This window comes from Rhizobium ecuadorense (assembly GCF_001187535.1).
Taxonomy (GTDB): Bacteria; Pseudomonadota; Alphaproteobacteria; order Rhizobiales; family Rhizobiaceae; genus Rhizobium; species Rhizobium ecuadorense.
Genome location: NZ_LFIO01001065.1, coordinates 118,635 through 145,585, shown reverse-complemented (window position 1 = coordinate 145,585; position 26,951 = coordinate 118,635). Strand labels below are relative to the sequence as shown.

Annotated in this window: 25 protein-coding genes and 1 riboswitch; of the genes, 8 read left to right on the top strand and 17 right to left on the bottom strand. The window is 61.8% G+C overall.

Annotated features, from left to right (window positions below):
- Positions 1 to 15 precede the first annotated feature (15 nt).
- The 6 genes from AF337_RS19520 to epmA all read right to left on the bottom strand — a co-directional run bounded on the left by AF337_RS19520 (position 16) and on the right by epmA (position 5,706).
- On the bottom strand, positions 16 to 996 hold the full coding sequence (locus tag AF337_RS19520) for a DUF1839 family protein (RefSeq protein WP_193393646.1): 981 nt from the start codon (positions 994 to 996) through the stop codon (positions 16 to 18).
- Positions 987 to 1,895, bottom strand: a complete 909-nt coding sequence (locus AF337_RS19515) for an amino acid--[acyl-carrier-protein] ligase (RefSeq protein ID WP_049733350.1) — start codon at positions 1,893 to 1,895, stop codon at positions 987 to 989. The genes AF337_RS19520 and AF337_RS19515 overlap by 10 nt, the downstream gene beginning before the upstream one ends.
- 4 nt (positions 1,896 to 1,899) lie before the next feature.
- Positions 1,900 to 3,081, bottom strand: a complete 1,182-nt coding sequence (locus AF337_RS19510; protein WP_049733349.1) for an acyl-CoA dehydrogenase family protein — start codon at positions 3,079 to 3,081, stop codon at positions 1,900 to 1,902.
- The gene (locus tag AF337_RS19505) at positions 3,081 to 3,332 is read right to left on the bottom strand and encodes an acyl carrier protein (RefSeq protein WP_012559298.1); all 252 of its coding nucleotides are present in this window, start codon (positions 3,330 to 3,332) and stop codon (positions 3,081 to 3,083) included. The genes AF337_RS19510 and AF337_RS19505 overlap by 1 nt, the downstream gene beginning before the upstream one ends.
- Positions 3,333 to 3,595: 263 nt before the next feature.
- Positions 3,596 to 4,648: a lysine-2,3-aminomutase-like protein gene (locus AF337_RS19500; RefSeq protein ID WP_049733348.1), complete on the bottom strand. Its 1,053-nt coding sequence runs from the start codon at positions 4,646 to 4,648 to the stop codon at positions 3,596 to 3,598.
- Positions 4,645 to 5,706, bottom strand: a complete 1,062-nt coding sequence (gene epmA, locus AF337_RS19495; RefSeq protein ID WP_049733347.1) for an EF-P lysine aminoacylase EpmA — start codon at positions 5,704 to 5,706, stop codon at positions 4,645 to 4,647. Before epmA ends, AF337_RS19500 begins: the two co-directional genes overlap by 4 nt.
- A gap of 147 nt (positions 5,707 to 5,853) precedes the next feature.
- On the opposite strand from epmA, the gene efp reads away from it, so the two are divergent.
- Positions 5,854 to 6,423 carry an elongation factor P gene (gene efp / locus AF337_RS19490; RefSeq protein WP_049733346.1) on the top strand — a complete coding sequence of 190 codons (570 nt, stop codon included), beginning with the start codon at positions 5,854 to 5,856 and terminating at the stop codon, positions 6,421 to 6,423.
- Between the two features lie 277 nt (positions 6,424 to 6,700).
- Here efp and AF337_RS19485 read toward each other — a convergent pair whose 3' ends face one another.
- Positions 6,701 to 7,375, bottom strand: a complete 675-nt coding sequence (locus AF337_RS19485; RefSeq protein ID WP_049733345.1) for an FCD domain-containing protein — start codon at positions 7,373 to 7,375, stop codon at positions 6,701 to 6,703.
- Between the two features lie 145 nt (positions 7,376 to 7,520).
- Between AF337_RS19485 and AF337_RS19480 the strand changes: the two genes are divergently transcribed.
- From AF337_RS19480 to AF337_RS19465, 4 genes are all read left to right on the top strand, one after another.
- Positions 7,521 to 8,447, top strand: coding sequence for a substrate-binding periplasmic protein (locus AF337_RS19480; protein ID WP_049733344.1), 927 nt, complete (start codon positions 7,521 to 7,523; stop codon positions 8,445 to 8,447).
- Positions 8,448 to 8,456: 9 nt separating this feature from the next.
- A complete protein-coding gene (locus tag AF337_RS19475) occupies positions 8,457 to 9,200 on the top strand; it encodes an amino acid ABC transporter permease (protein WP_049733343.1) in 744 nt (247 codons plus the stop codon).
- Positions 9,201 to 9,203: 3 nt separating this feature from the next.
- The gene (locus tag AF337_RS19470; protein ID WP_049733342.1) at positions 9,204 to 10,004 is read left to right on the top strand and encodes an amino acid ABC transporter ATP-binding protein; all 801 of its coding nucleotides are present in this window, start codon (positions 9,204 to 9,206) and stop codon (positions 10,002 to 10,004) included.
- Positions 10,005 to 10,097: 93 nt separating this feature from the next.
- Positions 10,098 to 11,294: an NAD(P)/FAD-dependent oxidoreductase gene (locus AF337_RS19465; protein ID WP_049733341.1), complete on the top strand. Its 1,197-nt coding sequence runs from the start codon at positions 10,098 to 10,100 to the stop codon at positions 11,292 to 11,294.
- Positions 11,295 to 11,344: 50 nt separating this feature from the next.
- Here the strand turns inward: AF337_RS19465 and AF337_RS19460 are convergent, their stop codons facing one another.
- The 6 genes from AF337_RS19460 to metA all read right to left on the bottom strand — a co-directional run bounded on the left by AF337_RS19460 (position 11,345) and on the right by metA (position 17,333).
- Complete coding sequence (locus AF337_RS19460) at positions 11,345 to 12,073, bottom strand: SIS domain-containing protein (protein ID WP_049733340.1); 729 nt, start codon at positions 12,071 to 12,073, stop codon at positions 11,345 to 11,347.
- A gap of 118 nt (positions 12,074 to 12,191) precedes the next feature.
- Positions 12,192 to 13,343, bottom strand: coding sequence for an N-acetylglucosamine-6-phosphate deacetylase (nagA, locus tag AF337_RS19455; RefSeq protein ID WP_049733339.1), 1,152 nt, complete (start codon positions 13,341 to 13,343; stop codon positions 12,192 to 12,194).
- Complete coding sequence (locus tag AF337_RS19450) at positions 13,343 to 14,374, bottom strand: SIS domain-containing protein (protein WP_049733338.1); 1,032 nt, start codon at positions 14,372 to 14,374, stop codon at positions 13,343 to 13,345. Before AF337_RS19450 ends, nagA begins: the two co-directional genes overlap by 1 nt.
- Positions 14,371 to 15,144, bottom strand: a complete 774-nt coding sequence (locus AF337_RS19445; protein WP_049733337.1) for a GntR family transcriptional regulator — start codon at positions 15,142 to 15,144, stop codon at positions 14,371 to 14,373. Before AF337_RS19445 ends, AF337_RS19450 begins: the two co-directional genes overlap by 4 nt.
- 149 nt (positions 15,145 to 15,293) lie before the next feature.
- Positions 15,294 to 16,316 (bottom strand): aldose epimerase family protein, encoded by a 1,023-nt coding sequence (locus AF337_RS19440; protein WP_049733336.1) that lies wholly within the window; start codon positions 16,314 to 16,316, stop codon positions 15,294 to 15,296.
- A 93-nt stretch (positions 16,317 to 16,409) separates the two neighbouring features.
- On the bottom strand, positions 16,410 to 17,333 hold the full coding sequence (metA, locus tag AF337_RS19435; RefSeq protein ID WP_049733335.1) for a homoserine O-acetyltransferase MetA: 924 nt from the start codon (positions 17,331 to 17,333) through the stop codon (positions 16,410 to 16,412).
- A 49-nt stretch (positions 17,334 to 17,382) separates the two neighbouring features.
- Positions 17,383 to 17,460: riboswitch (SAM riboswitch) on the bottom strand.
- A gap of 155 nt (positions 17,461 to 17,615) precedes the next feature.
- On the opposite strand from metA, the gene AF337_RS19430 reads away from it, so the two are divergent.
- Positions 17,616 to 19,475, top strand: coding sequence for an ABC transporter ATP-binding protein/permease (locus tag AF337_RS19430; protein WP_049733334.1), 1,860 nt, complete (start codon positions 17,616 to 17,618; stop codon positions 19,473 to 19,475).
- A gap of 45 nt (positions 19,476 to 19,520) precedes the next feature.
- On the opposite strand, the gene AF337_RS19425 is transcribed toward AF337_RS19430, so the two are convergent.
- The 4 genes from AF337_RS19425 to AF337_RS19410 form a co-directional block, all read right to left on the bottom strand.
- A complete protein-coding gene (locus tag AF337_RS19425) occupies positions 19,521 to 20,150 on the bottom strand; it encodes a DUF5666 domain-containing protein (protein WP_049733333.1) in 630 nt (209 codons plus the stop codon).
- 114 nt (positions 20,151 to 20,264) lie between these two features.
- The gene (locus tag AF337_RS19420) at positions 20,265 to 22,085 is read right to left on the bottom strand and encodes an ABC-F family ATP-binding cassette domain-containing protein (RefSeq protein WP_049733332.1); all 1,821 of its coding nucleotides are present in this window, start codon (positions 22,083 to 22,085) and stop codon (positions 20,265 to 20,267) included.
- Positions 22,086 to 22,088: 3 nt separating this feature from the next.
- Positions 22,089 to 22,745 carry a thiamine diphosphokinase gene (locus AF337_RS19415; protein ID WP_193393643.1) on the bottom strand — a complete coding sequence of 219 codons (657 nt, stop codon included), beginning with the start codon at positions 22,743 to 22,745 and terminating at the stop codon, positions 22,089 to 22,091.
- A gap of 61 nt (positions 22,746 to 22,806) precedes the next feature.
- On the bottom strand, positions 22,807 to 23,334 hold the full coding sequence (locus AF337_RS19410) for a MarR family winged helix-turn-helix transcriptional regulator (RefSeq protein WP_049733330.1): 528 nt from the start codon (positions 23,332 to 23,334) through the stop codon (positions 22,807 to 22,809).
- Positions 23,335 to 23,450: 116 nt separating this feature from the next.
- Between AF337_RS19410 and AF337_RS19405 the strand changes: the two genes are divergently transcribed.
- Positions 23,451 to 24,989, top strand: a complete 1,539-nt coding sequence (locus tag AF337_RS19405; RefSeq protein ID WP_049733329.1) for an MDR family MFS transporter — start codon at positions 23,451 to 23,453, stop codon at positions 24,987 to 24,989.
- 386 nt (positions 24,990 to 25,375) lie between these two features.
- Entirely contained in the window at positions 25,376 to 26,920 is a 1,545-nt protein-coding gene (locus AF337_RS19400) for a M48 family metalloprotease (RefSeq protein ID WP_049733328.1), read from the top strand.
- Positions 26,921 to 26,951: the final 31 nt, after the last annotated feature.

Here is a 26,951-nt window from a genome sequence, read left to right as displayed (position 1 = left end):
GTCAGATCTCCGGCCTCAGATTCGCTCCGCAAGCGATGTCATCATGGAATCCCATGCATCGGCGGCCGGATCAAGGGCTGCCTGCAGCGGCTCGAACTTCTTGCGGGCGATGGCGCGGGCAAGCTGGAACTGCACCGATTTCGCCGCGTCCGAAATGCGCCTGGCATGCTCGGCGGCGGCGGCGAATTCACCTGGCGAAAGCCAGACAAGGTAATCCGCCGCCAGCTCGAAATTGGCGCCCACCTGGCGAAGCGTGTTGAAGGCATATTTGTGGAAGAAGCCGAACGGCCGTTCCGCCACCGCTTCCACCTGCTGGGGAAAGACCGCCGCGAAAGCGCGGATCGGATTTTCGCGGGGACGCCTGGTGAAATGAAAGCCGGCAAGCCGCCGTGCGGTCGCGCGCAGATGCGCTTCATCAGCGGGCTTTTCCGGAAACCGCGCAAATTCCGTATAGGGAAGGAACGGCGGCTCGTTCTCCGTCAGCTGCGACTGGAACAGCCCGTCGAAATCCTCGCCTTCGAGGCGGAAATAGCCGGCATTGTGGAAATAATCGACGCGCCTAGCCGCAACGTCCAGCCGGTTGATCGCAACCGTCGTCTTGCCGTGCTCCTGCCGGTAGGCCGTGCCGCGCGTATCCGGCATATAGAAGGAATCCATCTCGATCAGGCAGAGACGGCCCCGCGCGATCTGCACGCCGACATGGCGTTCGACACGGTCATAGATCGCAAGTTCGGTGGCGCGAATACCGTAAAGGGCTTCGAGATCTTCGAGCGGCACCTTGAAGAAGGTGAACTGGTCGCCTTCGAAATCCTGGCTCAGGGTGAAACCGAGCATCGCCTCGGGCGCAACGCCTGAGGTCGCCAGCACCTCGATCCAGAGATCGACATAGCAATTGGTTTCCGGCCAGGCGCGCTCGCCGGAATGCAGCGCATGCTGACGATACGTTTCCGGGTCGATTCCCGAAAATACCGATGTCATCGACCGGCTCACCCCCACAGCGTTTTCCGCACGCTGGCTGGCCACTGCTTCACATCGAGGCCGTGATGGTGGAAGAGGGCAAGCGCGATGCGCTCTAGCCCGAAGCCGACGCAGGCGGTGTGCGCCACGCTGCCGTCTTCGAGGTTCAGACCCCACTTCAGGCCGAATGAATCCTGATGGTAGTTGAAGCTCATGCAGGCGGTCGGATTGGCCGTCGAGGTGATCGGGATCAGCAGCTCGAACTTCAGGTTCTGGTCGCGCTGATTGTTGACCATCATCTTGCCGGCACGGCCGAAGAACGGGTCGTTGGCAACGTCAATGGTCACATCGAGGCCGAGCTGCTTCATCATTTCGACACCGCGATCCATCCATGTCTGACGGAAATCGGTGACGTGCTGCTCCGTGCCCATGCAGACATATTCACGCATGCGGAACAGCTGCTGGCGGGCGGGATCCTTCGAAGGCTCGTGGCGGAAGCAATAGGACTGCAGATCGAAGAGGCCGCCCGTCTTCGGCAGGTTGCCGCGCTTGGCGACCGTCGGATAGAGCGGGTAGCAGGCGGCCGGCGTCAGCACGATATCGGTCGCCTTCTGGTCCTTGGTCCAGTCGTCGCCGACTTCCATGCACTGCAGCAGGCTCATATGGTCGAGCTCGCTGCCGCAGAAACTATGCACCGTGCCGGCGAGCTGCGGGAAGCTCTTCATGTAACCGCTCTTTTCGAAGAGCGCGACGTTCATGCCGGGCGGGAAACGCATCGCCTCGGCGCCGTCGGCGCCGCCGAACGTGTCGATCAGCCGTTCGAAAGCAGTAATGACATCTTCGAACTGGCCGCTGCGGCCGTAAAGACCGTCAACGCCGGTATCGATCAGCAGGCCGGACTCGAAGAGCCGGTCGAGAAACGAGGTCTGCATATCCATGGCTTTACCCCAGTAGGCTAGTGTCCTGCTTGTGGACGAGAAGCATGCTCGACGTATTGCCGAGGATGCGGTCGTTCGAGATCATCAGCTGCGCGGAATGCGCGTCGCGCAGATGGCGTCCGAGGCTGAAGGGCGTGCCGTTCTTGTAGCCCATGATGCCGCAGATCAGCATGGCATGGTTGACGATCTCCAGGATCGTCTCGGACGAGGCGATCTTGACGTTGTTCATCGCCACGGCAAAGCCCATCGAGGACAGCCTGTCGACGTCGATCTTGGCATCCTCATAGGCCTTCAGGCCGGCAACCACGTTGGATTTGACCATCTGCAGCAGGTTCGAAACTTCGGCCAGCCGCAGCGCGCCCGGCGGCGGGGCATCCGGCGCCTTGCGGGCGGCGGCGCGCACGAAGGCCTGGGCGCGCGCCACGGCGTCGACCGCGATGCCGTACCAGACGCCGCTCCACAACAGGTGCGAGGAGGCGAGCATGGATTGCGCCGCGATCTCGGCGAAAGGCTTCGGCAGGATCTGATGCGCCGGCGCCTGCGCTTTGAAGAGGAAGCCGTCGGAACAGGTGCCGCGCATGCCGAGCGTATTCCAGGCATGCGTCTTCTCGAGCGTGTACTGATCCTTGAGGAAGGCCGTCAGCACCTGATCGGAGGAAGCCGCCTGCGCGTGGGCTCGCGAGGTGATGAGAATGGCATCGGCATGCGAGCCGTAGGAAATGACGGTCGCATCCTTTTCGAGCCGGCAGATATCGCCATCGACGTCGACCGCGCAAATGCTGTTGCGCAGGTTTCCGCCGATGCCGCCCTCGGTGGTGGCGGAGGCGATCAGCAGCTGTTCGGCGGCGATGCGGCGCATGAAGTCGCGATGCCATTCGCTGTCGGCGCCGTGTTCGACGAGGCTCGACAGCTTGATGTGATGCATGGCGAAGACCATGGCGCTTGCGGCGCAGGCCTGGCCGAGCATCGAGCACAATTCGGCGATCTCGGTGATCGAGGCGGACTCGCCGCCGAGATGGCGCTGCACCTGGATGCCGAGCAGCCTCTCGGCCTTCATCGCATCCACGGCTTCCCGGGGGAAACGGCCTTCGACATCGACGGCATCGGCGTGTTTGGCGGCGATTTCAGCGACGCGGGCGACCCTTGCGACAAGACCGTCCTGCATGATCTTGACGGGGAAATTCATCAGGCGACCTTCCGGCTGTCCCGGATGAGATCGACCGTCCTGGCGATGGCCGAGATGCTCGCGAAGGATTTGCGGTTCAGGAGATTGTCGGGAAACTCGATGTCGAACGCCTCTTCGATGCCGAGCATCAGCTGCACTGAGGCAAAGGACGTCAGACCCGCCGCATAAAGATCGGCATCGTCGGCGACCTGGTCGATCGACGCAGGAAGCTTGCCGAATTTGGCTACGAGGTCGCGGATTGTCTTATTCATCCCATCACTCCAAGATTCTCATGATCCCGAACCGGCGTTCATCGCCTTGTCATGAGCGTTCTTTTAGTGCGGAAAACAGAAAATTCCGCTAATTTATAGCGTTAAAGATGATTAAGGCTCACAGTTAGAATTTTATCGACAATTCCAGTGCAGACAATAATATATATTTGATATCAGCTACTTACCGCTGAATTAACCGCCACGCTCGTTGCCTTTTCCGGCACAGCGAGTACAGAAATGACACGGGAAAGCACCGTTTTGCCTCAGCCGGCCGGCGGATAGGAATGCTCGTCGCCGCGATAGTCCGAGACGGAATAACATCCTTCCCCCTTGGACCGGACGGCGCTGCCGCTGACGACCGCCTTGCCGTAACCGCCCGGGATATCGAGAATGTAGGTCGGCTGGCAGAGCCCGGAAATCCGCCCGCGCAGCGCCGCGACGATCCTCTGCCCCTCCTCGATCGTCAATCGGAAATGGCCGGTGCCGGGCGCCAGATCGGGATGATGCAGGTAATAGGGCTTGACGCGGATTTCGACGAAAGCCTTCATCAGCGCCGCAAGCACGTCCGGATCGTCGTTGACGCCCTTCAGCAATACGGACTGGCTGACCATCGCAATGCCGGCATCGACAAGACGGGCGCAGGCGGCACGCGCTTCCGGCCCCAACTCTTTGACATGATTGGCATGCAGCGCCACATAGACCGTCTTGCCGCTCGCCTTCAGCGCGGCGATCAATGCCGCGTCGATCTTCCCAGGATCGACGACGGGTACACGTGTGTGGAATCGCACGATCTTCACATGCGCGATGTCCGCCAGCGCCTCCATGATCTCATGGAGACGGCGCGGAGACAGCACCAGCGGATCGCCGCCGGTGAGGATGACCTCCCAGATTTCCTCGTGACCTCTGATATAGTCGAAAGCCGCCTGCATCGCGGCGGCATCGAGCGTGCCGAGACCCTGCGGCCCGACCATTTCGCGGCGGAAGCAGAAGCGGCAATAGACCGGGCAGACATGCACGGCCTTCAGCAGAACCCGATCGGGATAGCGGTGAACGATGCCTTCGACCGGGCTGTGGGCATGATCGCCGATCGGATCGGCGCGTTCTTCGCTGAAGACCGTGAGTTCGGCGGCATCGGGCACGAACTGCCGCGCGATCGGATCATCCGGATCGGCGCGATCGATCAGCTTGATCATCGCGGGCGTCAGGGCGATCGCGTAGCGCGCGGCAACCTCCTCCAGCGCCAGGCGATCGGCCGGCGCAATCAGCCCTGCCATCACCAGATCATCGACGCTCTTGATCGGTTTGACGGCATTCATCGTCCATACTCCGCAACCGGCGCCCAGAGCACCTGATCGATGCGCGAGGCCCCCGTCGCCAGCATCACCAGCCGGTCGAAACCGAGCGCGATGCCGCTTGCCTCGGGCATCAGCGACAGTGCGGCCAGGAAATCCTCGTCGAGCGGATAGGTCTCGCCGTAGACACGCGCCTTCTCGGCCATCTCGATCTCAAACCGCCGGCGCTGTTCGGCCGCATTGGTGAGTTCGCCGAAGCCGTTGGCGAGTTCGACGCCGCAGGCATAGAGTTCGAAACGCTCGGCAACCCTGGGGTCGCGCATCGAGGGGCGCGCAAGCGCTGCCTCCGAGACCGGGTATTCGTAAAGGATGGTGATGCGGCCGAAGCCGAGATGCGGCTCGATCTTCTCGACCAGCACCCGGCTGAACAGATCGGCCCAGCCATCGTCATCGGCAACACGCATGCCGACGTGCTTCATCTCGGCGGCCAGATGATCGCGATCGGTCGAACCGTTGGCGGCGACCGAGGCGAGAAGATCGATGCCGGCATGGCGCTCGAACGCTTCGGCAACGCTGACCCGCTCCGGGCCGGCGAAAGGATCGGTCTCGCCGCCGCGATAGGCAAGCTTTTCGGTCTTTGCCGTCTCGGCCGCGAGCGCCAGGATCCGCACGCAGTCCATCATCAGGCTCTCGTAGCTTTCGCCGGCCCGATACCATTCGAGCATGGTGAATTCGGGATGGTGCAGCGGCCCGCGCTCGCGGTTGCGATAGACATGGGCGAAACACGAGATGCGTTCTTCGCCCGCCGCAAGCAGCTTCTTGCAGGCGAATTCCGGCGAAGTGTGCAGATAGAAGGGCGCCTTTTGCCCATCCGTCGTCAGCGCTTCCGTGGCGAAGGCATGCAGATGCGCCTCGTTGCCGGGGGAGATCTGCAGCACCGCCGTATCCACCTCGATGAAATCCTCGCGCGCGAAAAACCCGCGCAATGCCGCCTGGATCGCATTGCGCCCGATCAGGAACGGGCGGCGATCGGCATGCACGGACGGGGTCCACCAGGGGGACGCTTTCGCCGAAGAGTTCATTCCAAGCTTTCTTCGCCGGAGAAGCCGGTATGGGGATGGCTATTTCCCGGATTTTAGGTTAGTTGCGCCCCAAAGAAAAATATTTGCGTCTCAGAGGCGTCTCGACAGTCATCTACGACGCCGAAAGCCGAGTTACAAGGAAGTCTTATGGTCAAGGTCATCGCCTCTTCGGTCCGCAAGGGCAACGTTCTCGATGTCGACGGCAAGCTCTACGTCGTTCTCACCGCCCAGAACTTTCACCCTGGCAAAGGCACGCCGGTCACCCAGGTCGACATGCGCCGCATCGTCGACGGCGTGAAGGTCTCCGAACGCTGGCGCACCACCGAACAGGTCGAACGCGCCTTCGTCGAGGACGTCTCCTTCCAGTATCTCTATGAAGACGGCGAAGGCTTCCACTTCATGAACCCGGGTAACTACGATCAGGTCGTGGTCGATGTCGAAACCATGGGCGATCAGAAGGCCTATCTGCAGGAAGGCATGTCCTGCATCCTGTCGATTCATGAAGGCATTCCGCTGGCGCTCGAACTGCCGCGCCACGTCACGCTCGAAATCACCGAGACAGAACCGGTCGTCAAAGGCCAGACGGCATCCTCTTCCTACAAGCCGGCCATGCTCTCCAACGGCATCCGTACATCGGTGCCGCCGCACATCAATGCCGGCACCCGCGTCGTCATCGCAACGGAAGACAATTCTTACGTCGAGCGCGCCAAGGATTGATCCCGGGTTCATTCCATTCGGGAGGCCGGCCCACGCCGGCCCCTCACCAAGATGTAGAATTCGGGCAGCGGTCGATGTCGCATCAACTCGGGCCCTGCGATTGTTTCGGACGTCTCATTTTGCCGGAAATATCTTCGTACAGCTAAAGCTGCACCCAATTCCTGGAGCATGTCGCGCAAAAGTGCGCAGCGGTTTTGCGATAACGACATGCGAGAAAATAAAGACCTAAAGCGCGACAAGCGAATCTGAAAGATCGCGACGCGCTTTAGATCCGAATTCAGATCACCTTTCGGACCTCGCTCTCGAAGCTCATGACATGAGCCATTGCGACCCTTTCAGCCTCATCTGCGTCACCTCTGCATACGGCCTCAAGCATGAGGACCTGATCATGCAAGACGTCCTCAAGACGCGGTACCAGCGTCGGAAACCGTTTCATGGCGACGTAAAGGATCCTCAGCGACAGATTGTGGTAGTGATCCAGCGTATCGAACAGGAAAGGGTTCTTGGCCACTTTGTAGATGAAGCGGTGAACCCGGCGATCTAGGGCAAGGATGTCTTCCAGCGTCATCGGACCGGTTGTCTGCTTGAGCTCATCGATCAGTTGCCGCGCTTCTTGCCGCTCGAACTCGCGCAGCCTTTCCGCAGCCAGTCGCGTCGCCCAGGATTCGATCCGTGCTCGTGCCTCATAAACGGCAGTAAGATCATTGATATCGATCTTGCTGACAAATGTGCCGCGCCGCGCGCTGACGACGACGAAACCGTCATATTGCAGACGCTGAAGCGCCTCCCGGACCGGCGTGCGTCCGACTTCCATGCGTTTCATAAGCTCGGCCTCCCGCAGAAGCGTGCCCGGAGGAAGCAGTGTCGTAATGATGTCGTCGCGCAGCCGAATGTATGTCCGCTCCGCCAGCGTTGATTCAGCCGCTTCGTACTCCGCCTCGAATACCGACATATTCAGCGCATTCCTCTCTCTGTCCATTTCCGCATAGCCAAACACTGCTCCGCCTAAAAAAACGCTCAACGAATCTGCTTGACTTCATATAGTGTCGGCATATCTTCAATATATCAGCAATATATAACCACAAAGAGGGGTTCAAATGAAACGTGCTGAATTGACGAAAAAATCGCAGGCGAATGGGATCGTTGCCTTGGCGATCCTGGGTTTGGGACTGTTCGCGACGGCCGTGCCGTCCGCGGCCAATGCCGACGATCTGGAGCTGATGAAACCAGGCGCGCTCGTCGTTACGGTCCAGCCCTACATGCCCTATACGGCGGTCAAGGATGGGAAGCTCGTCGGCCTCGACAGCGACATCCTGACAGCCATCGCCGATAAGCTCGGCCTCAAGATCGAAATCAACGTCACCGATTTTCCAGGCATGCTGGCTTCCGTCCAGACACAGCGGGCTGATATAACCATCGGCGGAATCGCATGGTCCGACGCTCGCCAGAAAGTCGGCCTGTTCACGGACCCGCCATATTATTCGCCGCCGGCCATGGCCGTAAGCGGCACGGCGAGCTTTCCCGATGTTGCGAGCCTGGAAGGCAAGAACCTCGGTACCGTCACCGGCTATGTCTGGGCGAAATCCATCGCGCAGGTCCCGAACGCATCACCCCATACATTCCCGAGCGCCGACAGTGTGTTCCAGGATATTTCTGCCGGGCGCCTCGACGTCGGTTTTCTCGATCCGCTGCTGATCACCTATCAACAGCAGCAGCGCCCCGACATGAAGGTCCGCATCGAATATCTGCAGCCGCCGACAGACGAGCAGGTCGCCGCGCACCCCGATTACAAATATTTTCAAGCCTATATGACCGGATTCTACCTTCCAAAACAGTCGCCGAAGCTGACCAAGGCTGTTTCCGATCAGATTGACGGCATGTACAAGGATGGGTCCCTTGCGGCTTTGATCACGAAATGGGGCGGCGATCCCCAGCAGTTCTTGGTCCCATCGCCCGAGATGGCGGCACAGCGGCGCGGCGTTGACCGTCCCGCCGACTGGAACCCGCCTTCCATCGCGAAGTGAGATCGAAGCATGACGGCGTTGTCATCCTTCACCGATATGTTCCAGGTTCCCTGGACCGACTACATCGGAAACATTGCCGGGGGTCTGCTCAAGACCCTCGGCTACACTATGGCGAGCTTCGTCGGCGCGACGATCCTTGGTCTTGTACTTGCATTGATGCGGCTCAACCGGCTCCGGCTGGTTAGCGTCCCCGCGGCGCTCTATACGGAGCTTTTTAAAAACGTACCGCTCCTTGCGATCATTTTCCTCACCTACTTCGGCCTGCCTTCCGTAGGCATCAGGCTGGAGGTTTTCGAGGCTGGCGTGTTGAGCTTGGTACTCTTCTACGCGGCTTACCTGTCCGAGATCTTTCGGGCAGCCATCGCCGGCGTACACCGGGGACAGCAGGAGGCGTCTCAAGCTCTCGGGTTAGGGCGCGGCAAAACTTTCACCCATGTCATTCTGCCGCAGGCGGTGCGGCTGGCGCTTCCCGGTACGAACACCATGTTCGTCGACCTGATCAAGTCGACCTCGCTGCTTGTGACAATCTCGGCTGCCGAGCTGATGACGCAGGCACAGCTGATAGCCTCGGAAACGTTCCGAGCGCTGGAAGTGTATCTCGTGATCTCGGCCGTTTATTTCGTTATCTGCTACCCGGTGTCACAATGTCTGCTTCTGCTCGAGCGCAAGATCCACGCGGGTGTGCCACTGTCATTGGCCAGACGGCGTCGGCTCAAATTGGCCAGGACCTATCTCGCCCAGGGGAAAGTCTGACCCATGACCACCACTCCTGCCAAAACTGCCTTCATGTCAGAGCAGCCGGTCGGTCGCCCTGCCGTTAAAATTAGCGGATTGCGCAAGTCTTTTGATGGGCGCCTGGTGCTTGACCGCGTCGACCTCGATGTTCCGGCCGGGAAAATCGTCAGCATCATTGGTCAGAGCGGTGGAGGAAAGACCACCCTCATGCGCTGCGTCAATTTGCTTGAGCGTCCCGATCAGGGAACGATCACCGTCGGCGATGAGACGATCTTCACTGACGGCAAAGTAACCTGCTGCAACCTTGCAAAGCTTCGGCAACGCGTCGGCATGGTGTTTCAGCGTTTCAATCTGTTCCCGCACCTGACTGCTGTGGAAAACGTCATTCTCGCTCAGATGCAAGCGGCCGGGATTGCTGAGAGACAGGCTGTGGAACGGGCCGTGAAACTTCTGACCAGAGTGGGGCTTGCCAAACGGGCGATGGCTTATCCGGAACAGATGTCGGGCGGCGAGCAGCAGCGTGTGGCGATCGCACGCGCTCTGGCGCTGGAACCAACGGTGTTGCTATTCGACGAGCCGACATCGGCGCTCGATCCTGAATCGACCGGTGAAGTTCTCCGCGTCATGCGGGAATTGGCTGCCGACGGCATGACGATGATCCTGGTCACCCACGAGCTGCCCTTTGCGAAAGAGGTGTCGGACTGGGTCGTGTTCATCGATGGCGGTCTTATCATCGAGCAGGGAACTGCCGCAGATGTGCTTGACCGTCCAACGGAAGCACGCACGGCTGCCTATGTCGCGCGCTACGCTTCCCCAGGCTAGCCTTGATTGGCCAGAACCGCTCCGGCAGCGCATGGCGCCGCGGCAGGGTCCGGTCGGCATCAGGCCTCCTTCTCTAAGGTAAACATATATCTGATGAACAAGCTCACAACAGATATCGCCGTCATCGGCGGCGGTGTGATCGGCGTGGCGACCGCTCTGCGGCTGCGTGCCGACGGTCGAGATGTCGTGCTGATCGAACCGAACAAACCCGGTTCGGGCGCATCTTACGGCAATGCCGGAACGATCGCCGATTATGCGATCATTCCCGTCGGCACGCCCGCTGTCCTTAAAAACCTGGCCGCGCTGCTTCTCAATTCCGACAGCCCCTTATCCATCCGCAAGGCCGCTTTGCCGACGTTGTTTCCATGGCTGGTGCGTTTTGCCTACGAATCCCTCCCGCACAGATACAGAGACAATGCGAGCCGCATAGCCAACCTTCTGTCCGACGCTTCATCACAGTGGCTCGAATTCGCAGCAGAGATCGGCGCATCCGATCTTTTAAGTGCGAAGGGATGCCTCTACCTCTACCAAACACCTGAGGCCTTCAAGACGGCCGCTTCGGATGTCGAGCTTCGCCGAAACTACGGGATAGCGCAGCAGCTTCTCACCCCTGACGAGGTGCAAAGCCTCGAGCCCCGGCTGCCGCAGGTCCATGGCGGAGGGCTTTTCTTTCCGAAGGCGATAAACTTCACCGATCCCGGCGAGCTCATGAGCGTGATGGAAGCCGCTGCCAGACAAGCGGGGGTCGAGTTCGTCCGAGACTCCGTGACGACTATTTCGCGTGAGCGGAATGGAGTGAGGATGCTGGCTTCGGTCCACAGCATTCATGCCCGAGCAGCGGTGATCGCCGCCGGGGCACATTCCCGCGGGCTGGCCCTGCAGCTGGGTGAGCGGGTACTGTTGGACACCGAGCGGGGTTATCATCTCGAGTTCGATATGGAAACACTGCCGGTGGAACGACCGGTATGCCCGACGCATCATGGATTTTACTTCTGCCCGATGCGTGGCCGCTTGCGCGTCGCCGGTACTGTGGAGCTCGGAGGCATTACCGCTCCGTCGAACCCAAGGCGCCTTGAACTGTTGCTCGCAAATGCGCGCAGGATTTTCCCAACGCTTGGTGAACCAAGTCGGAGCTGGATGGGCTTCCGCCCTTCCATGCCCGATTCCGTTCCCGTTATCCGGCCTTCAAAAGGAGGAAGGGACGTCGTGTTTGCTTTTGGACACGGGCATATCGGTTTGACGCTGGCACCGCGGACTGCCCGCATGGTCAGCTCCATTCTCGCCGCTTGATCGCGTCATGAACCGTGCTTGCGACAGCGGCAGGCCTTTTATCCGCTCTCTCAGAGATGCGGGTTGCGCGGCCGGTATTTCTTGACGAGCTTCTGGTTGATCTCGGCGGCACCCGGCATGTTGGCGCTGAGATAGACCGGCGCATCGCCGGATTTCGACAGCTCCGAGGCGACTTCGGCGAAGATCGCATTGATGACCGTCACCCCGACCGCCGTCGAGACCGGCCCAACCCGAAGCCCGGTGCCTTCAAGCTCGACAACAGCGTCGCCCGGCGGTAGCCCATTGTCGAGCACGATATCGGCGACCTCGGAAAGCCGCCGGCGGCCATTGGCGATCGCCGAGGAATAGGCGATCGAGGTGATGGCGATCACTTTCGCGCCGATTTCATGCGCAAAGTCGGCGGCCTCGATCGGCGCGGCGTTCACGCCAGAATTGGAGGCGATAATGATGACATCACCCGGCTGCATGCCGTAGCGCTCCAGCATCGGCCGCACCAGGCCCTGGGTCCGTTCATAGACCGAGCTGATGACCGCTCCCTCGTGCAGCATCGCCGAGCCGACGAGCACCGGCACGGTGAAGGCCAGCCCGCCGGCGCGATAGTGCGCCTCTTCCGCCAGCATGTGCGAATGGCCGGTGCCGAAGACATAGACGCGCTTGTCGCCACGGGCCGCATCGAGGATCACCGACGCTGCCTGCGCCATCGGCTCGGCAAGTGCCTGCTTCAACGTCTCCAGCCGACCGATCAGATTGGAAAAATAGGCATCGGTGATATCAGTCATGCCACGTCTCCTAAAGCAATTCCAGGAAAAGTGCGAAGCGGTTTTCCGTCCGGAATTGCGTAAAAGCAAAAGGTTAGAGCGGTTCTGCGCTTCGTTGAAAGCTGAACCGCTCTTGGTGTCAGGCCGCTTCGCCGGCAAGCCAGGTGGCGGTAACCGTGAGTGCATCGGTGAGATGGACGAGATCGGCGCGCGCGCCCGGCGAAAGGTGGCCGCGGTCGGCAAGCCTGAGGAAGCGGGCCGGATAAAGGGTCGCCATGCGCAAGGCTTCGGCGAGCGTCAGGTCGAGATAGGTGACGCCGTAACGGATCGTCGAGATCATATCGACGTCGGAACCGGCGAGCGTCCCGTCGGACAGTACCAGCTTCGAGCAGAAGCCGCCCCTTTCGCGCCGGACGGTGCGGCCGTTCAGCGTGAAGGAATCCTTCTCGGAGCCGACGAGCGACATCGCATCGGTGACGAAGAACAGCTTGCCTTCGCCGCGTTTGGCACGCAGCGCCGTGCGCAAGGCCTTCGGATCGACGTGATGGCCGTCGGCGATGATGCCGCACCAGGTCGAGGGATGATCGATCGCCGCGCCGACGAGGCCCGGCGCGCGATGCCCCATCTGGCTCATGGCGTTGAAGAGATGCGTGACGCCGCGCGCGCCGGCATCGAAACGTTCCTCCGCCGCCTCGCTCGAACAATCGGAATGGCCGATGCTGACGGTGACGCCGCCTTCCGCAAGCTCGCGCACCTGGGCAACCGTCACCTGCTCGGCGGCCATGGTGACGAGCAGCGTGCCGATCGCCTCGCGCGCCAGGATGAAGGCCTTGACGTGGCGGTCCTCGACCGGCCGCATCAGTTCGGCCAGATGCGCGCCCTTGCGCGCAGGCGCCAGATGCGGGCCTTCGAGATGCAGCCCGGCTACGCCGCGGTTCGCCTTCACGGCTTCTATCGCGGCCTCGATGGCGGCAGCCGATGCCTCTGATGTATCGGTGATCAGGGTCGGCAACAGCGATGTCGTGCCATAGGGCCGGTGGCCGCCGGCGATGATCTCCATCGAGGCGACCGAGGGTTCGTCGTTCAGCATGCGTCCGCCGCCGCCATTCACCTGCGCATCGATGAAGCCGGCCGACAGCACGCCGCCGGCAAGCGTCACCGTCTCGACATCCGGCAGATCGTTTGCAGCAGCGATCGCTTCGACCCGGCCGTCGGCAACGATGAGCGCCTTGTCGTCATGGAAGCGCTCGCCATCGAAGATGCGGGCGCCGGTGAAGATCTTGCGGGCCATCAGACCGTCTCCGTCACCTTGAGCAGGTTTGCCGGCCTGTCGGGATCGAAGCCCTTGCGCCGCGTCACCGACTCGATCAGCCGGTAATAGACGAGCAGCGATACCAGCGGATCGACGAGACCGTTGCCCGTCGTCGGCACCCTCAGATTGACGCCGGAAAGCGGCTGCGTGGAGAACCCGACGGTGGTGGCGCCGAGCTTCTGCAGGCGCTCCAGCGCCTGGCCGTTGTTGGCGAAGGCCGCATCGTCGGGCGCAAAGGCGACAATCGGAAAGCCCGGCTGCACCAGCCGCATCGGACCGTGCATCAGTTCCGCCAGCGAGAAGGCCTCGGCATGCAGGCCGGAGGTTTCCTTGGCCTTCAGCGCCGCTTCGAGCGCGATCGCGAAGGCCGGGCCGCGGCCGGCCGTATAGAGCGAGGTCGCATTGAAAAGCACCTCCTCGGCTGCCGCCGTATCGATCCCGGCGGTGGCCGAAAGCGCCTCCGGGAGCTTGGCCAAGGCGGCCTGCAGCTCGGACGCGCCGCCGATCGCAGCCGTTACCCCAGAAAGCGCGGCAACCGAGGCGATGAAGGATTTCGTCGCAGCAACACTCTTTTCAGCGCCGGCATTGAGACCGAGAACGATATCGGCCTGTTTGGCAAGCGGACTGTCGGTGACGTTGACGACGGCGATCGTCGTCGCTCCGCCCTTCTTCGCCGCCTCCTGCAGCGCCACGATATCGGGGCTGGCGCCCGACTGGGAAACGGTGAAATGCACGCCGCCCTTGAGATGCAACGCGGCACCGTAGACGGAAGCGATCGACGGACCGACCGAGGCGACCGGAACGCCGCAGGTGATCTCGAAGAGATATTTGAAGAAGGTGGCGGCGTGGTCCGAAGAGCCGCGCGCCGCCGTCGTCACCACGCTCGGGCGGGCGGACGAAAACAGCCGGGCGATCTCGGCAAAAACCGGCTTCTCCTTTTCGAGCAGCGTGGCCACCACCTCCGGCGATTGGCCGGCTTCCTGCAGCATCAGCGACTGGTTCTCACTCATAGGTCATCTCCGATTCTCAATTCGGCAACGAAATCATAGGCATCGCCGCGGTAGTGCGAGCGGGTGTATTCAACGACGCGCTGGTCTTCCAGCCGCGAAACACGTTCGATCAGCAGTGCCGGCGCGCCTGGTTTGACGTTCAGGATCGCGGCAGAGGACGGGTCGAGCGTGACCGCGGTCAGCCGCTGCAGCGCCCGCACGGGCCTGTGGCCGCTGGCCGTCAGCGCATCGTAAAGCGACCCCTCGCCGCCGGCATGGTCGCCCAGGAACTTGATCGGCACCACGGCGCGTTCGATCGCCAGCGGCAGGCCGTCGGCGAGACGCAGCCGGTCGAGCCGCAGCACCGGCTCGTCGCCGCCGAGACCGAGCAGGAAAGATTCCTCCGGTGACGGCGTATTGACGGCCCGCGACAATATCTTTGCAGCCGGTTGGCGCCCGCGCGAGCGCATGTCGGCGGAGAAGGAGGAAAGCCGCCAGAGCGACTGCTCCATGCGCTCCACCCTGCTCGATACGAAAGTACCGCTCCCGTGGCGCGATTCCAGTGCGCCCGACGCCATCAGATCGCGATAGGCGGTGCGCACGGTGACGCGGCCAAGCTTCAAGGCCTCGGCAAGATCGCGCTCCCCCGGCAGCGCCGTGCCGGGCTTGAGCAGGCCTTCCTGAATAAGGCCGATCAGCGTCTGCGCCAGCCGCTTGTAGAGCGGCCCGGTCAGCGCCTGGTCACGCAGGCCGCGGCTGTTCAGTTCCGCTATCAGACTGGTTCTATCCATTGGTAAACAATAGAACCTATTTAGAACCAATCAGCAAGCCTGAAATCGCGCGTGCAGGCAAGAAAAAACCTCCCCGGGTACCGGAGAGGTTTTCATAGCGACAAAATTTGACAGCCCTGCGTCCGCAGCGCCGCGTCTGAAAAAGACGATCAGCTCTTGGTGAAGATATAATCCGTCTCCTGGCGCAGCACTTCGCCGGGGCGCAGCACCGCATTCGGGAAACCCTGGTGATTGATGGCATCAGGCCAGACCTGCGTCTCCAGGCAGAAGCCGGCGAACGGGCCGTATTTCCGTCCGCCGAGGCCGGGAGCGCCGGTATTGAGCTTGAAGCCGGCATAGAACTGCACACCGGGCTCCGTGCTGCGCACCTCAAGCGACACACCGGAATAGAGGCTACGAGCGAGCGCGACGCTGCGCTTGGCGGTGCGCTCGCCGGACAGGCAGAAATTATGGTCGTACATCACCTGTTCGCTGCCGACGAAACGCTTCATCGGCGCCATCTCGCGGAAATCGAATTCCGTGCCTGCGACGGAACGGACCTCGCCGGTCGGCACCTGTTTCTCGTCGGTCGGCAGATAATGGTCGGCAGCGATCATGATGTCGTGGCCAAGCGCGTCCTCACGGCCGTCGAGGTTGAAATAGGCGTGCTGGCAGACATTGGCGAGCGTCGGCTGGTCGCTGGTCGATTCATAGGTCACCGACAATTCGCCGTTGCCATGCACCCAATACGTTGCCTGAATGGTGCAATTGCCGGGATAACCGGCGCGGCCGTCGGGATCGACGATCTTCAGCACTACCCGGTCGACGTCATGCTCGACGATCGTCCAGCTGCGTTTGGCGATATTGTCGCTCCCGCCATGCAGATGCGTCACGCCGTTTTCGTTCAGCTCGAGCTGGTGGTCCTTGCCGTCGAGCGTGAAGGCGCCGCCGCCGACACGATTGGCGCAGCGGCCGGGTGTCGCGCCGAAATAGGCCGAATAAAGCGGGTAGCTGTCGAAATCCTCAAAGCCGAGCTGCAGCGGCGCGTCATGCCCCTCCAGGCGCAGATCCTGGATGACGGCGCCCCAGGTGATGACCTTGGCCGTCAGCCCGCCGCCCTTGATGACGACGCGATAGACGGTCTCGCCCGCCTTCGTCTGCCCGAAAACTTCCCGCTCCAACTTATCCGACATGATCGACCGTCCATTTGATATCTAGCAATCCGACCGGAACCTGCCCGCATTTGTTCCAAACCGCAACCAGCCGCGATCAGAAAGGGGTATCGCTCACAGATCCGTGCCGATCTCCTCCACATCAAAGGGCGTCGTCTGGTAGATCTCGTTGATCCAGTTGCCGAACAAAAGATGCGCATGGCTGCGCCAGCGGTTCTGCGGCGCAAGCGCCGGATCATTATGCGGGAAATAATTGTGCGGCATCTTGATCGGCACGCCGGCATTGACGTCGCGGAAATACTCGTCCGAGAGCGAGGTGGAATCATATTCGACATGGTTGAACATGTAGAGCCGCCGACCCCGCTTCTCATGTACGAGGCAGACGCCCATCTCGCTGGATTCCATCAGGATTTCCAGCTTGTCGGATTTCTCGATATCCTCGCGGCGCACCTCCGTCCAGCGCGACACCGGCACTTCGAAATTGTCGGAAAAACCGTTGAGATAGATCGACGAGGGCTTCAGATTGCGGTGGCGGTAGACGCCGAAGGCCTTCTCCTTCAGCTCGTATTTCGGAACGCCGTGGAAATGATAGATCGCCGCCATCGCGCCCCAGCAGACGTTCATCGTCGAATGCACATTCGTTTCCGTCCAGTCGAGAATCTCCTGCATCTCCGCCCAATAGGTAACGTCCTCATAGGGCAGAAGCTCGATCGGCGCCCCGGTGATGATGAAGCCGTCGAATTTGCGGTGCTTCACCTCCTCCCAGGTCTGGTAAAAGGCAAGCAGGTGGTCTTCGGAGGTGTTCTTCGCCTTGTGACCGCCGATGCGGATCAGCGACAGCTCGACCTGCAGCGGCGAGGCGCCGACGAGGCGGGCCATCTGCAATTCAGTCTTGATCTTGTTCGGCATCAAGTTGAGCAGCCCGATCTGCAGCGGTCTTATATCCTGACGGATCGCCAGCGTCTCGGTCATCACCCGCACACCCTCTAGCACGAGAGTTTCAAAGGCGGGCAGCGTATCGGGGATCTTGATGGGCATTGCGGTCACTCGATCAAAAAGCAAAAAACCGGCGGCGAAAAAAATCGCTACCGGTCCGCACGCGGCCCTTTAGCAAGTTTTTTAACGTGGCTGCAAGCCGGCCGGCCAAATCACCACGGAATGCTTCATTAGACCCAGTCGAGCCGCGAATCAACTGCCGAATGCATGCGGCAGCGACCCATGCAAGCATCATCACAGTTTAATGACTGATAGAATCTGTTGATAGACCGGTAACGCCACCATGTTAATAATGGTAAGCATGGGCGATGTTGGAAAAGCGTAATGGCAGATAAGACCGAGGGGAGGCCGGGCATCCGAAGGCAGGATAGGGTAGGGTATGATCTCAGCCTGACTTACCGCCTCGGAGTGATGTTCTCCGCATTCTGGAATTCTGAAGTGCGTGGCAAGGTGCTGTTCCTGGCGACCGTGCTGATCCTCGTCATCCTGGCGACGGCCTATGGCCAGGTCATCCTCAACGAGTGGAACGCCCCCTTCTACGATTCGCTGGAGCGCCGCGACCTCGGCGAATTCTTCCATCAGCTCGAAATCTTCGCGATGATCGCCGGTACGCTGCTGCTGCTCAACGTGCTGCAGGCCTGGCTGAACCAGATGACGGCGCTCTATATGCGCGAAGGCCTGTCACGCGATCTCGTCGATCAGTGGCTGAAGCGCAAGCGGGCTCTGCGGCTCGCCTCCAGCGGCTTGATCGGCGTCAATCCGGACCAGCGCCTGCATGAGGATTCCCGCAACCTCGCCGAAAGCACGACGGGGCTCGTTCTCGGCCTGCTGCAGGCGACCATTCTTCTCGTCAGTTTCATCGGCGTGCTCTGGGAGCTTTCCAGCGGCTTCATCTTCCACATCAGCGGCCACAGCTTCTCCATTCCCGGCTACATGGTCTGGGCGGCGATTTTCTACGCCGCCTCCGCCTCGGTGCTGAGCCAGGTCGTCGGCCGCAAGCTGGTGAAGCTCAATGCCGACCGCTTCTCGAAGGAGGCCGAGCTTCGCTTCACCTTGATGCATGCCAACGAGAACATGCCGGCGATCACCGTCGCCCGCGGCGAGGAGAATGAGCGCCGACGCATCAACACCGACATCAGTTCAGTGCTGAGGGTCGTCAAGCGGCTCGCCATGGCCAATACCAACCTCACCTGGGTGTCGGCCGGCTACGGCTGGCTGGTGATCGTCATTCCGATCATCGTCGCCGCGCCCGCCTATTTCTCCGGCGGCCTCACGCTTGGTCAGCTGATGATGTCGGTCGGCGCCTTCAACCAGGTCAATACGGCGCTGCGCTGGTATGTCGCCAATTTCGGCCCGATCGCCGAATGGCGCGCCACGCTGATGCGCGTCACCGATTTCCGCCAGGCGCTGCTCGAGACCGACGAGGACTTCGAGCTGAAGGACGGCATCACCTATGAAAATACCGCGGCCGACACGCTGACGCTGAAAGACGTGGTGATCGTCGCCAAGATCGGCGAAGACATCGAGGAATGCGGCGGCTTCCGCCTGCGCGAAACCGATGTGGTGATCAAATCAGGCGAAAAGATCATGATCAACGGCGATCACAGCGTCAACCGCAAGCTGCTCTTCCAGGCGATGGCCGGCCTCTGGCCGTGCGGCAGCGGCACAATGGGCCTGCCGCCGGTCGACGACATGCTGTTCGTCCCGCAGATCGCCTATATTCCCGGCGGCACGCTGCGTGAGGCGCTGGCCTTCCCCGAAAGCCCCGATGCCTACGAGAAATCAGCCGTCGAGGCAGCCCTCGAGAAGGCCGGCCTGCATTCGCTGATCTCAAGGCTCGATACCCGCGCCCGCTGGGACAAACTGCTCGACAGCGACGAACAGAAGGCAATCGGCTTCGCCCGCCTGCTTCTCGTGCGCCCGCGCTGGATCATTTTCGACGAAGTGCTTGAGGGCATGGAGCCGGAATGGCAGGAAACCATGGCCGGGCTGCTCACCTCCATGCCCGAAAGCGGCATGATCTATATCGGCCGCTCCGAGGCCTATCTCGAGGTCTTGAAGCCGCGCGTGCTGCATCTGCAGGCGCTGCCGTCAAAATCCGAGGAACCGCCGCAACAGCAGGTCGCCCAGACCGGCACCAGCGCCGGTACGGGTGCCGCCGCCATGCCTGCGCCGGCGCTATAGAGCGCCGCGCCGACAGACGCTACATCCCTTTGATTTCACGAATGGTCACATCGGCGGCGTGATACCATTGAGGCCGACGGCGACCTGGCTGGCCGAAATGCTGCCGTCCGCCGCTTTCTCGCCGGTGACGATGACACCGGCGCCGGCCTTCAGATCGTCCTTGGTCGCCGGCGCCAAGGTCACGATCGGCGTGCCGTCTGATATGGTGATGGTCTTTTCCTTGCCCTGATAGGTCAGTGTGATCGTATGGCCGTCGACGGATTTGACGGCATTGCTGACCGTCGCGTTGGTCATCTGGCTGTTCGGCTGCGCATCCCAGGGACGGTTGCCCTCGCCGGTGCCCTTCATCGACGCCGGAAAGATCAGCACCTCGATCGCCCCATCCGGGCCACTGCCTTTCGGCAGCGAGGCAACCCCGACGAAATCGCCGGGCTTGATATCCTCGACCGAGGCTTTTTTGATGCCGCCGACCTTCCAGCCGGCTTTCAGCGTGATCGTCGCATCGCTGCCTTCGCGCGTCTTGACGACGAGCGTGTCGCCGTTCAGACTTTCGATCGCGCCGCGGACGCGAACGCGGTCGCCATCCTGCGCCTGCACGGCCTGCGATAAGATGAGCGCGGCAAAGCCACCGGCGGCAAGTGCTGTGAAAAAACGGGAACGAGGCGTGCGAGACATCTGACTTTTCCTTGTCGCCATTGCGATCGGCAATATCCCCGGCTGCCGGACGGCACCTTATGCCGCCTGGCGACGGGCTGACGAATCAATGAAAAGTGAGCCGCGAGGAAAAGCTCAGCCTTCCAGCTCTTCCCGCAGCATTTCGAGTTCCAGCCACTCCTCTTCCATCTTGGTAAGGCTGGCGCGCAGCTTCTCCATCTCGCCGGCAAGCCGGTTGAAGGCAGCGGCATCACGGGTAAAGAGATTGGGGTCGCCCATCACCTGTTCACGTTTGGCGATCTCGGCTTCGGCTTTCGCCATCTCCTTCGGCAAATTGTCCAGCGCGAATTTCTGCTTGAAGGAGAGCTTGCTCTTCGAGCCTCCTCCGGAAGGCGCTGCACCTTGCGTCTTCGGCTTCTCCGCCGCCTTCTCGGCTCGCTTGCGCTCCTCCAGCGCGCCCTTGCGCTGGGCAAGCATGTCGGAGTAGCCGCCGGCATATTCGATCCAGCGGCCGTCAGGTGCGTCCGGCACGGCGGGTGCGATCGTCGAGGTCACGGTGCGGTCGAGGAAATCGCGGTCATGGCTGACGAGAATGACGGTGCCGGGAAAACCGGCGACGATCTCCTGCAGCAGGTCGAGCGTTTCGATGTCGAGATCGTTTGTGGGTTCGTCGAGGATCAACAGGTTCGCAGGGCGCGACAGAATACGCGCCAGCATCAGCCGGGCGCGCTCGCCGCCGGAGAGGCTTCTGATTGGCGTTCGCGCCTGTTCCGGCTGGAACAGGAACTCCTTCATATAGCCGGTGACATGGCGCTGTTCGCCGTTGACAAGCAGGTTTTCGCCGCGCCCGTCCGTCAGATAATTGGCAAGCGTGTCCTCGGGATCGAGGTCCTCGCGCTTCTGGTCGAGGGTCGCGATCTCCAGATTGGTGCCGAGCTTTATCGTGCCGCCATCCGGCGAAAGCTGCCCGGTCAGCATCTTCAACAGCGTCGTCTTGCCGGCGCCGTTCGGGCCGACCAGACCGATGCAATCGCCGCGATGCACCCGGATCGAAAAGGGCGTGACGATCGGCCGGTCGCCGAAGCTCTTGGTGATCTTGTCGGCCTCGATCACCAGCTTGCCGGATTCCTGCGCGTCCGAAGCCGTCGCCTGCACCGTGCCCTGCGGCCCCTTGTGGCCGCGATATTGCGAGCGCATCGTCTGCAACTCGCCGAGGCGGCGCATGTTGCGCTTGCGCCGCGCCGTGACGCCATAACGCAGCCAGTGCTCCTCGCGCTCGATCGCCTTGCCGAGCTTGTGCTGCTCGAGCTCCTCGGCCTCCAGCACTTGATCGCGCCAGGCCTCGAAATGCGAAAATCCCCTGTCGAGCCGGCGCGAGGTGCCGCGGTCGAGCCAGACGGTTGCCGTCGAGACTTTTTCGAGGAAACGCCGGTCGTGCGAGATCAGCACCAAAGCGCTGCGCGTCTTCTGCAGCTCGCCTTCCAGCCATTCGATGGTGGGAAGGTCGAGATGGTTGGTCGGCTCGTCGAGCAGGAGAATATCGGGCTCGGGCGCCAGCACGCGGGCGAGCGCGGCGCGGCGCGATTCGCCGCCGGAAAGGGTTCTCGGATCTTCCTCGCCGGTCAGCCCGAGATGGGAGAGCAGATAGGTGACGCGATAGGGGTCGTCGCCCGGCCCGAGGCCGGCCTCGGCATAGGCCTGAACGGTGTTGAAGCCGGCAAAATCCGGCGCCTGTTCGAGATAACGCACCGTCGAGGACGGATGGCGGAAGACCTCTCCGGACTGCGCCTCGACCAGGCCGGCGGCGATCTTCAGAAGCGTCGATTTTCCCGAGCCATTGCGGCCGACGAGACAGATTTTGTCACCCGGCTCGATCTGCAGGCTGGCACCCGCCAGCAGCGGTGCGCCGCCGAAGCTCAGGAAGATATCGTCGAGTTTCAGAATGGGAGGGGCCAAAAATCAGACTCCGGAAAAATCATAGGGCCTGGCGAGCACGATCGCCCGGCCGCTGCGGAGCGAAAAGCGAACCTTGCCTTCCGCGACATTGGAAATGGTGCGCGACGAGCCGAAAGGCAGATGGAAATCCGCCAGCGGATAACGCGCATTGTCGATGCAAAGCCCGGTCAGCTCGCTGAACCCGAGCACGGAAACCAGGCTGTCCTTGGGCAGGTCCAGTTCGATTGCACCGACGAGCAGCGGCACAGCCTCCTCCTTGCCCGAGGTCAGCAGCACATCGAAACCCTCTTCCGCCAGGCTGACCGCCGACAGCAGATGCTGAAGCGCGTGGTCCGAGCGTTCGCCGCCAAGTGCTCCGGCCAGGATCAGCCGCCGCGCACCCCGCGCGATTGCTTCCGACACGGCGATTTCGCCGTCCGTCGCCGCCTTTGCCTTGGGATAGGGCTGTTTCGGTACATCGGGAAAGGCACCCTCGAGATCATCAGGCGTCGAATCGAAATCGCCGACCCAGAGCTCCGGCGTGACACCGAGTGCCGCCGCATGCCGCATGCCGCCATCGGCCGCGATGAAGCGGCTGCCGCCGACAGCACGGTGCAGGCGTTCCGTCAGGCTGAGTTCGCCGCCGAGCAGAATGGTGAAGGTGGATTGGCTCATGGGCATTGCCCTTAGCGCAAACGGGGGGTGGAGGGGAAGGGGCGACGACCGATCCGCCGCGTTCACCTCAGCCCGGCGTATCCTTATCGCGCGACAGGAAGATCGCCTCGTAACCGCCGATGAAACGATCGAACAGGGTCGCGAAGCGATCGACATCCTCTTCGGGCCAATCGGAAACGATCTCGGAGATGATCGCAATTTTCTGTGCGCGGATTTCTGCAAGCAACGCCTCGCCCGTCGCCGTCATGACGACGACGATCCGCCGCGCATCGGCCTGCGAGGCCTCGCGGCGCAGCACGTTGCGGGTCACCATCTCGGCCACCACCCGGCTTGCCCGCGACGGATCGATGCGCAGCATCTCCGCGATCAGGCCGACCGTCACCTCGCCGGCAGGCTGCGCCCTGCGCACGGCATCGAGCACATCGAGATGCGAAAGCTCGAGACCCGGTGCGGCGCTCTGGATGGCCAGCCGGCCGATCAGCCGCCGCCCGGTCATCAGCCGCATACGCGCCATGCTCCGGCCGATGAGAGACACGTTTTCGTCGTCCGGCTCGGCCGGGCTGTTGGACAGGATCCTGGTCAGGGCTTCATTCATGACGACAGCATAACAGAGCGGAAGCAGAAATTGAATATGCCGATGTCATTAATGTGCCATTGACAACTATATGCTGATAGCACATAAATTATCCATCAGATCGGAATGATGCTCCCATGGACATGCAACTCGCGCCTGCGCCGCTCGTGACGGATCCCCGTCGCCGGCTTATCCTCTTTTTCTTCCTGATGACGGCCATGTTCATGGCGACGCTGGATAATCAGATCGTTTCCACGGCGCTGCCGACGATCGTCGGCGAATTCGGCCATCTCGAGCGTTTCGGCTGGATCGGCTCGGCCTATCTCCTGTCGCTGAGCGCCGTCATGCCGCTTTATGGCAAGCTCGGCGATCTCTTCGGCCGCAAATATGTGATGATGACGGCGATCATGATCTTCACCGTCGGCTCGGCGGTCTGCGGCCTCGCGGTCTCGATGAACACGCTGATCGCCGCCCGCGTGCTGCAGGGTCTTGGCGGCGGCGGCATCATGGTGTCGATCTTCGCCGTCAACGCCGATCTGTTCGAGCCGCGCGAGCGGGCGCGTTACCAGAGTTATTCCAGTCTGGTGCTGATGGCGTCGGGCGCGATCGGTCCGGTGCTCGGCGGCACGATGAGCGATCTTTTCGGCTGGCGCTCGATCTTCCTCGTCAACGTGCCGATCGGCGTCCTCGTCCTTACCGGTCTCGCCTTCATGCTGCCCTATCGCAAGCCGCATCGCCGCCCCAGGATCGATTATGCCGGTGCGCTGCTGCTCGCCCTGACGACGACCAGCATCGTGCTCGCCACCGACAGCAGCGAATTGTTCGGCGCATTGGTCTCGCCGCAGAGTATCGCCATCGTCGCCTTCGGCGTCGTCTGCGCCGTCACCTGGGTATTCGTCGAGCGCCGCGCGCCGGAGCCGATCGTGCCGCTGGAACTCTTTCGCAATTCGACCTTCAGCCTGCTCTTGTTGATCTCGATCATGGGCGGCGCTATCGCCATCGGAATGGTCAACTATCTCGCGCTCTTTCTGCAGACCACCACCGGCCTTTCGCCCTCTGCCGCCGGCCTTCTCTTCATCCTTCTTACTGGCGGCCTGGTCTGCGGATCGCTGTCGGCGGGCCGGATCATCTCGAAGACGGGGCGCTACAAGCCCTTCGCCATTGCAAGCCTGAGCTGCAGCGCCATCGCCTTCGCACTGATGTCGCAGATCCATGCGGGAACGCCGATCGTTTTCATCGGCGCGATCATGATGCTGCATGGCATCGGCATCGGCCTTGCCCAGCAAGTTCCGGTCATCGGCGTGCAGAATGCAGCGCCTGCCCGCGACGTCGGCGCCGCCACCGGCTCGGTGACGCTGTCGCGCATGGGAGGCGCGTCGATCGCCATCTCCATCTATGGCGCCATCGTCGCTTCCGGGCTCGGCAAGGTCGGCGTCTCAATCCCCGGTGTCGCCGATATCGAGCAGCTGACGCCGAAGATGATGGCTTCCCTTCCCGAAGCGAGCCGCCAGGCCGTCGCCGATATCTATGCCGCCGCCTTCTCGCCGCTCTTCATGACCGCCTGCGCCATTGCGCTGATCGGCCTTACCGCCGCCATCATGCTGAAACCTGTGCAGCTGCCTCGCGCCGGTGAAGTGAAGATGCCGCAACCGACGACGGCGGAAGCCGCGGAATAACCGAATCGGAGCCGCGGATCCTTATCCCAAGGCGTTGGCTTCCACAGAGCAGCTATCAAGGATTGCAATTTTCTCGCATTGCCGCCGCTGTCGGCTCGGTTGCTTCAATCACCCCGTTCTTTTTCTGCGCCGCCAACGAATCTCGGCTTTGTGACGGAACTTTCGCCATAATTTCATCCGAGCGAAGGAAGGCCTCGACGCACGAGGCTTGCCAAAATGCAACGCCGCCACATTTAAGCAGAGTCTCGCTATGCAACCGATGCGTAAATCAGCTACAGCAAGGACTTGTATCGGCCGATTGTGCAGTGCGAGATCAGGGGTGCGTACCCGTTGAATCCCCTTGCCACGGTCGGTGCCAATCTGCGGCAAACCGGCAAAATAGCGACATGATGCGGAGAACCAGACTGGACAGCTTGACGACGTGGAAATCGCCCGCGCTTTCCAGTGATGCCGTCTCCGCGCCGCGGCGCATCGCGCGTCGCCTGATGCTGCTTTCGGCCGTCGCAATGGCGCTGAATGGCTGTCAAACGCTGATCGAGCAATCCTATCAACCGAGCGTCTCGCCTTCTTCCAATCCGCAGATCGTCGACGAGGTGCAGAAGAACGACCCGCGCGCGGCGATGGGCGCCCGCGAACATCCGCGCATCGTGGCAAGCTACGGCGGCGAATACAAGGATGCCAAGACCGAACGCCTCGTCGCCCGTATCGCCGGCGCGCTGACGGCGGTGTCGGAAAATCCGAGCCAGTCCTACCGCATCACCATCCTGAATTCGCCGGCGATCAACGCCTTTGCGCTGCCGGGCGGTTATCTCTACGTCACCCGCGGCCTGCTCGCGCTGGCCAACGACGCCTCCGAGGTCGCCGCCGTGCTGTCGCACGAGATGGGCCACGTGACGGCGAACCACGGCATCGAGCGGCAGAAGCGCGAAGAGGCCGAGGTCATCGCCAGCCGCGTCGTCGCCGAGGTCCTCTCCAGCGATATCGCCGGCAAGCAGGCGCTGGCCCGCGGCAAGCTGCGGCTCGCCGCCTTCTCCCGCCAGCAGGAGCTGCAGGCCGATGTCATCGGCGTGCGCATGCTCGGCGAAGCCGGCTACGACCCCTATGCCGCCGCCCGCTTCCTCGATTCCATGGCCGCGTACAGCCGCTTCATGTCGGTCGATCCGGAAGCCGACCAGAGCCTGGACTTCCTGTCCAGCCATCCGAATTCGGCGCAGCGCATCGAGCTTGCCCGCACCCATGCGCGCGCCTTCGGCCAGGAAGGTTCGGTCGGCGACAAGGGTCGCGACTATTATCTCGACGGCATAGACGGCCTGCTCTACGGCGACAGCCCCGAGGAAGGCTATGTGCGCGGCCAGACCTTCCTGCATGGCGGCCTCGGCATCCGTTTCGACGTGCCGCCTGATTTCCACATCGACAACAAGGTCGAAGCGGTGATGGCCACCGGCCCGAACGACATCGCCGTCCGCTTCGACGGCGTCGCCGACAATCAGAACCAGAGCCTCACCAACTATATCTCCAGCGGCTGGGTGACCGGTCTCGACCCGTCGACCATCCAGCCGGTCACCATCAACGGCATGGAAGCGGCCACCGCGCGCGCAAGCGCCGATCGCTGGGATTTCGATGTCACCGTCATCCGCAACAATTCGCAGATCTTCCGTTTCCTGACCGCCGTGCCGAAGGGCAGCGACGCCCTTGAGCCGACGGCCAATGTCCTGCGCGCGAGTTTCCGGCGCATGACGCCGGCAGAGGCAGCCTCGCTGAAGCCGCTGCGCATCCGCGTTGTCACCGTCCGGCCGGGTGAAAACATCTCGACGCTCGCTGCCCGCATGATGGGCACCGACCGCAAGCTCGATCTCTTCAAACTCATCAATGCCCTGCCCACCGGTGCAGCCGTTTCGCCAGGCGATCGCGTCAAGATCATCGCCGAATAAAAAATAGCCCGGCTTGCGCCGGGCCCAGACT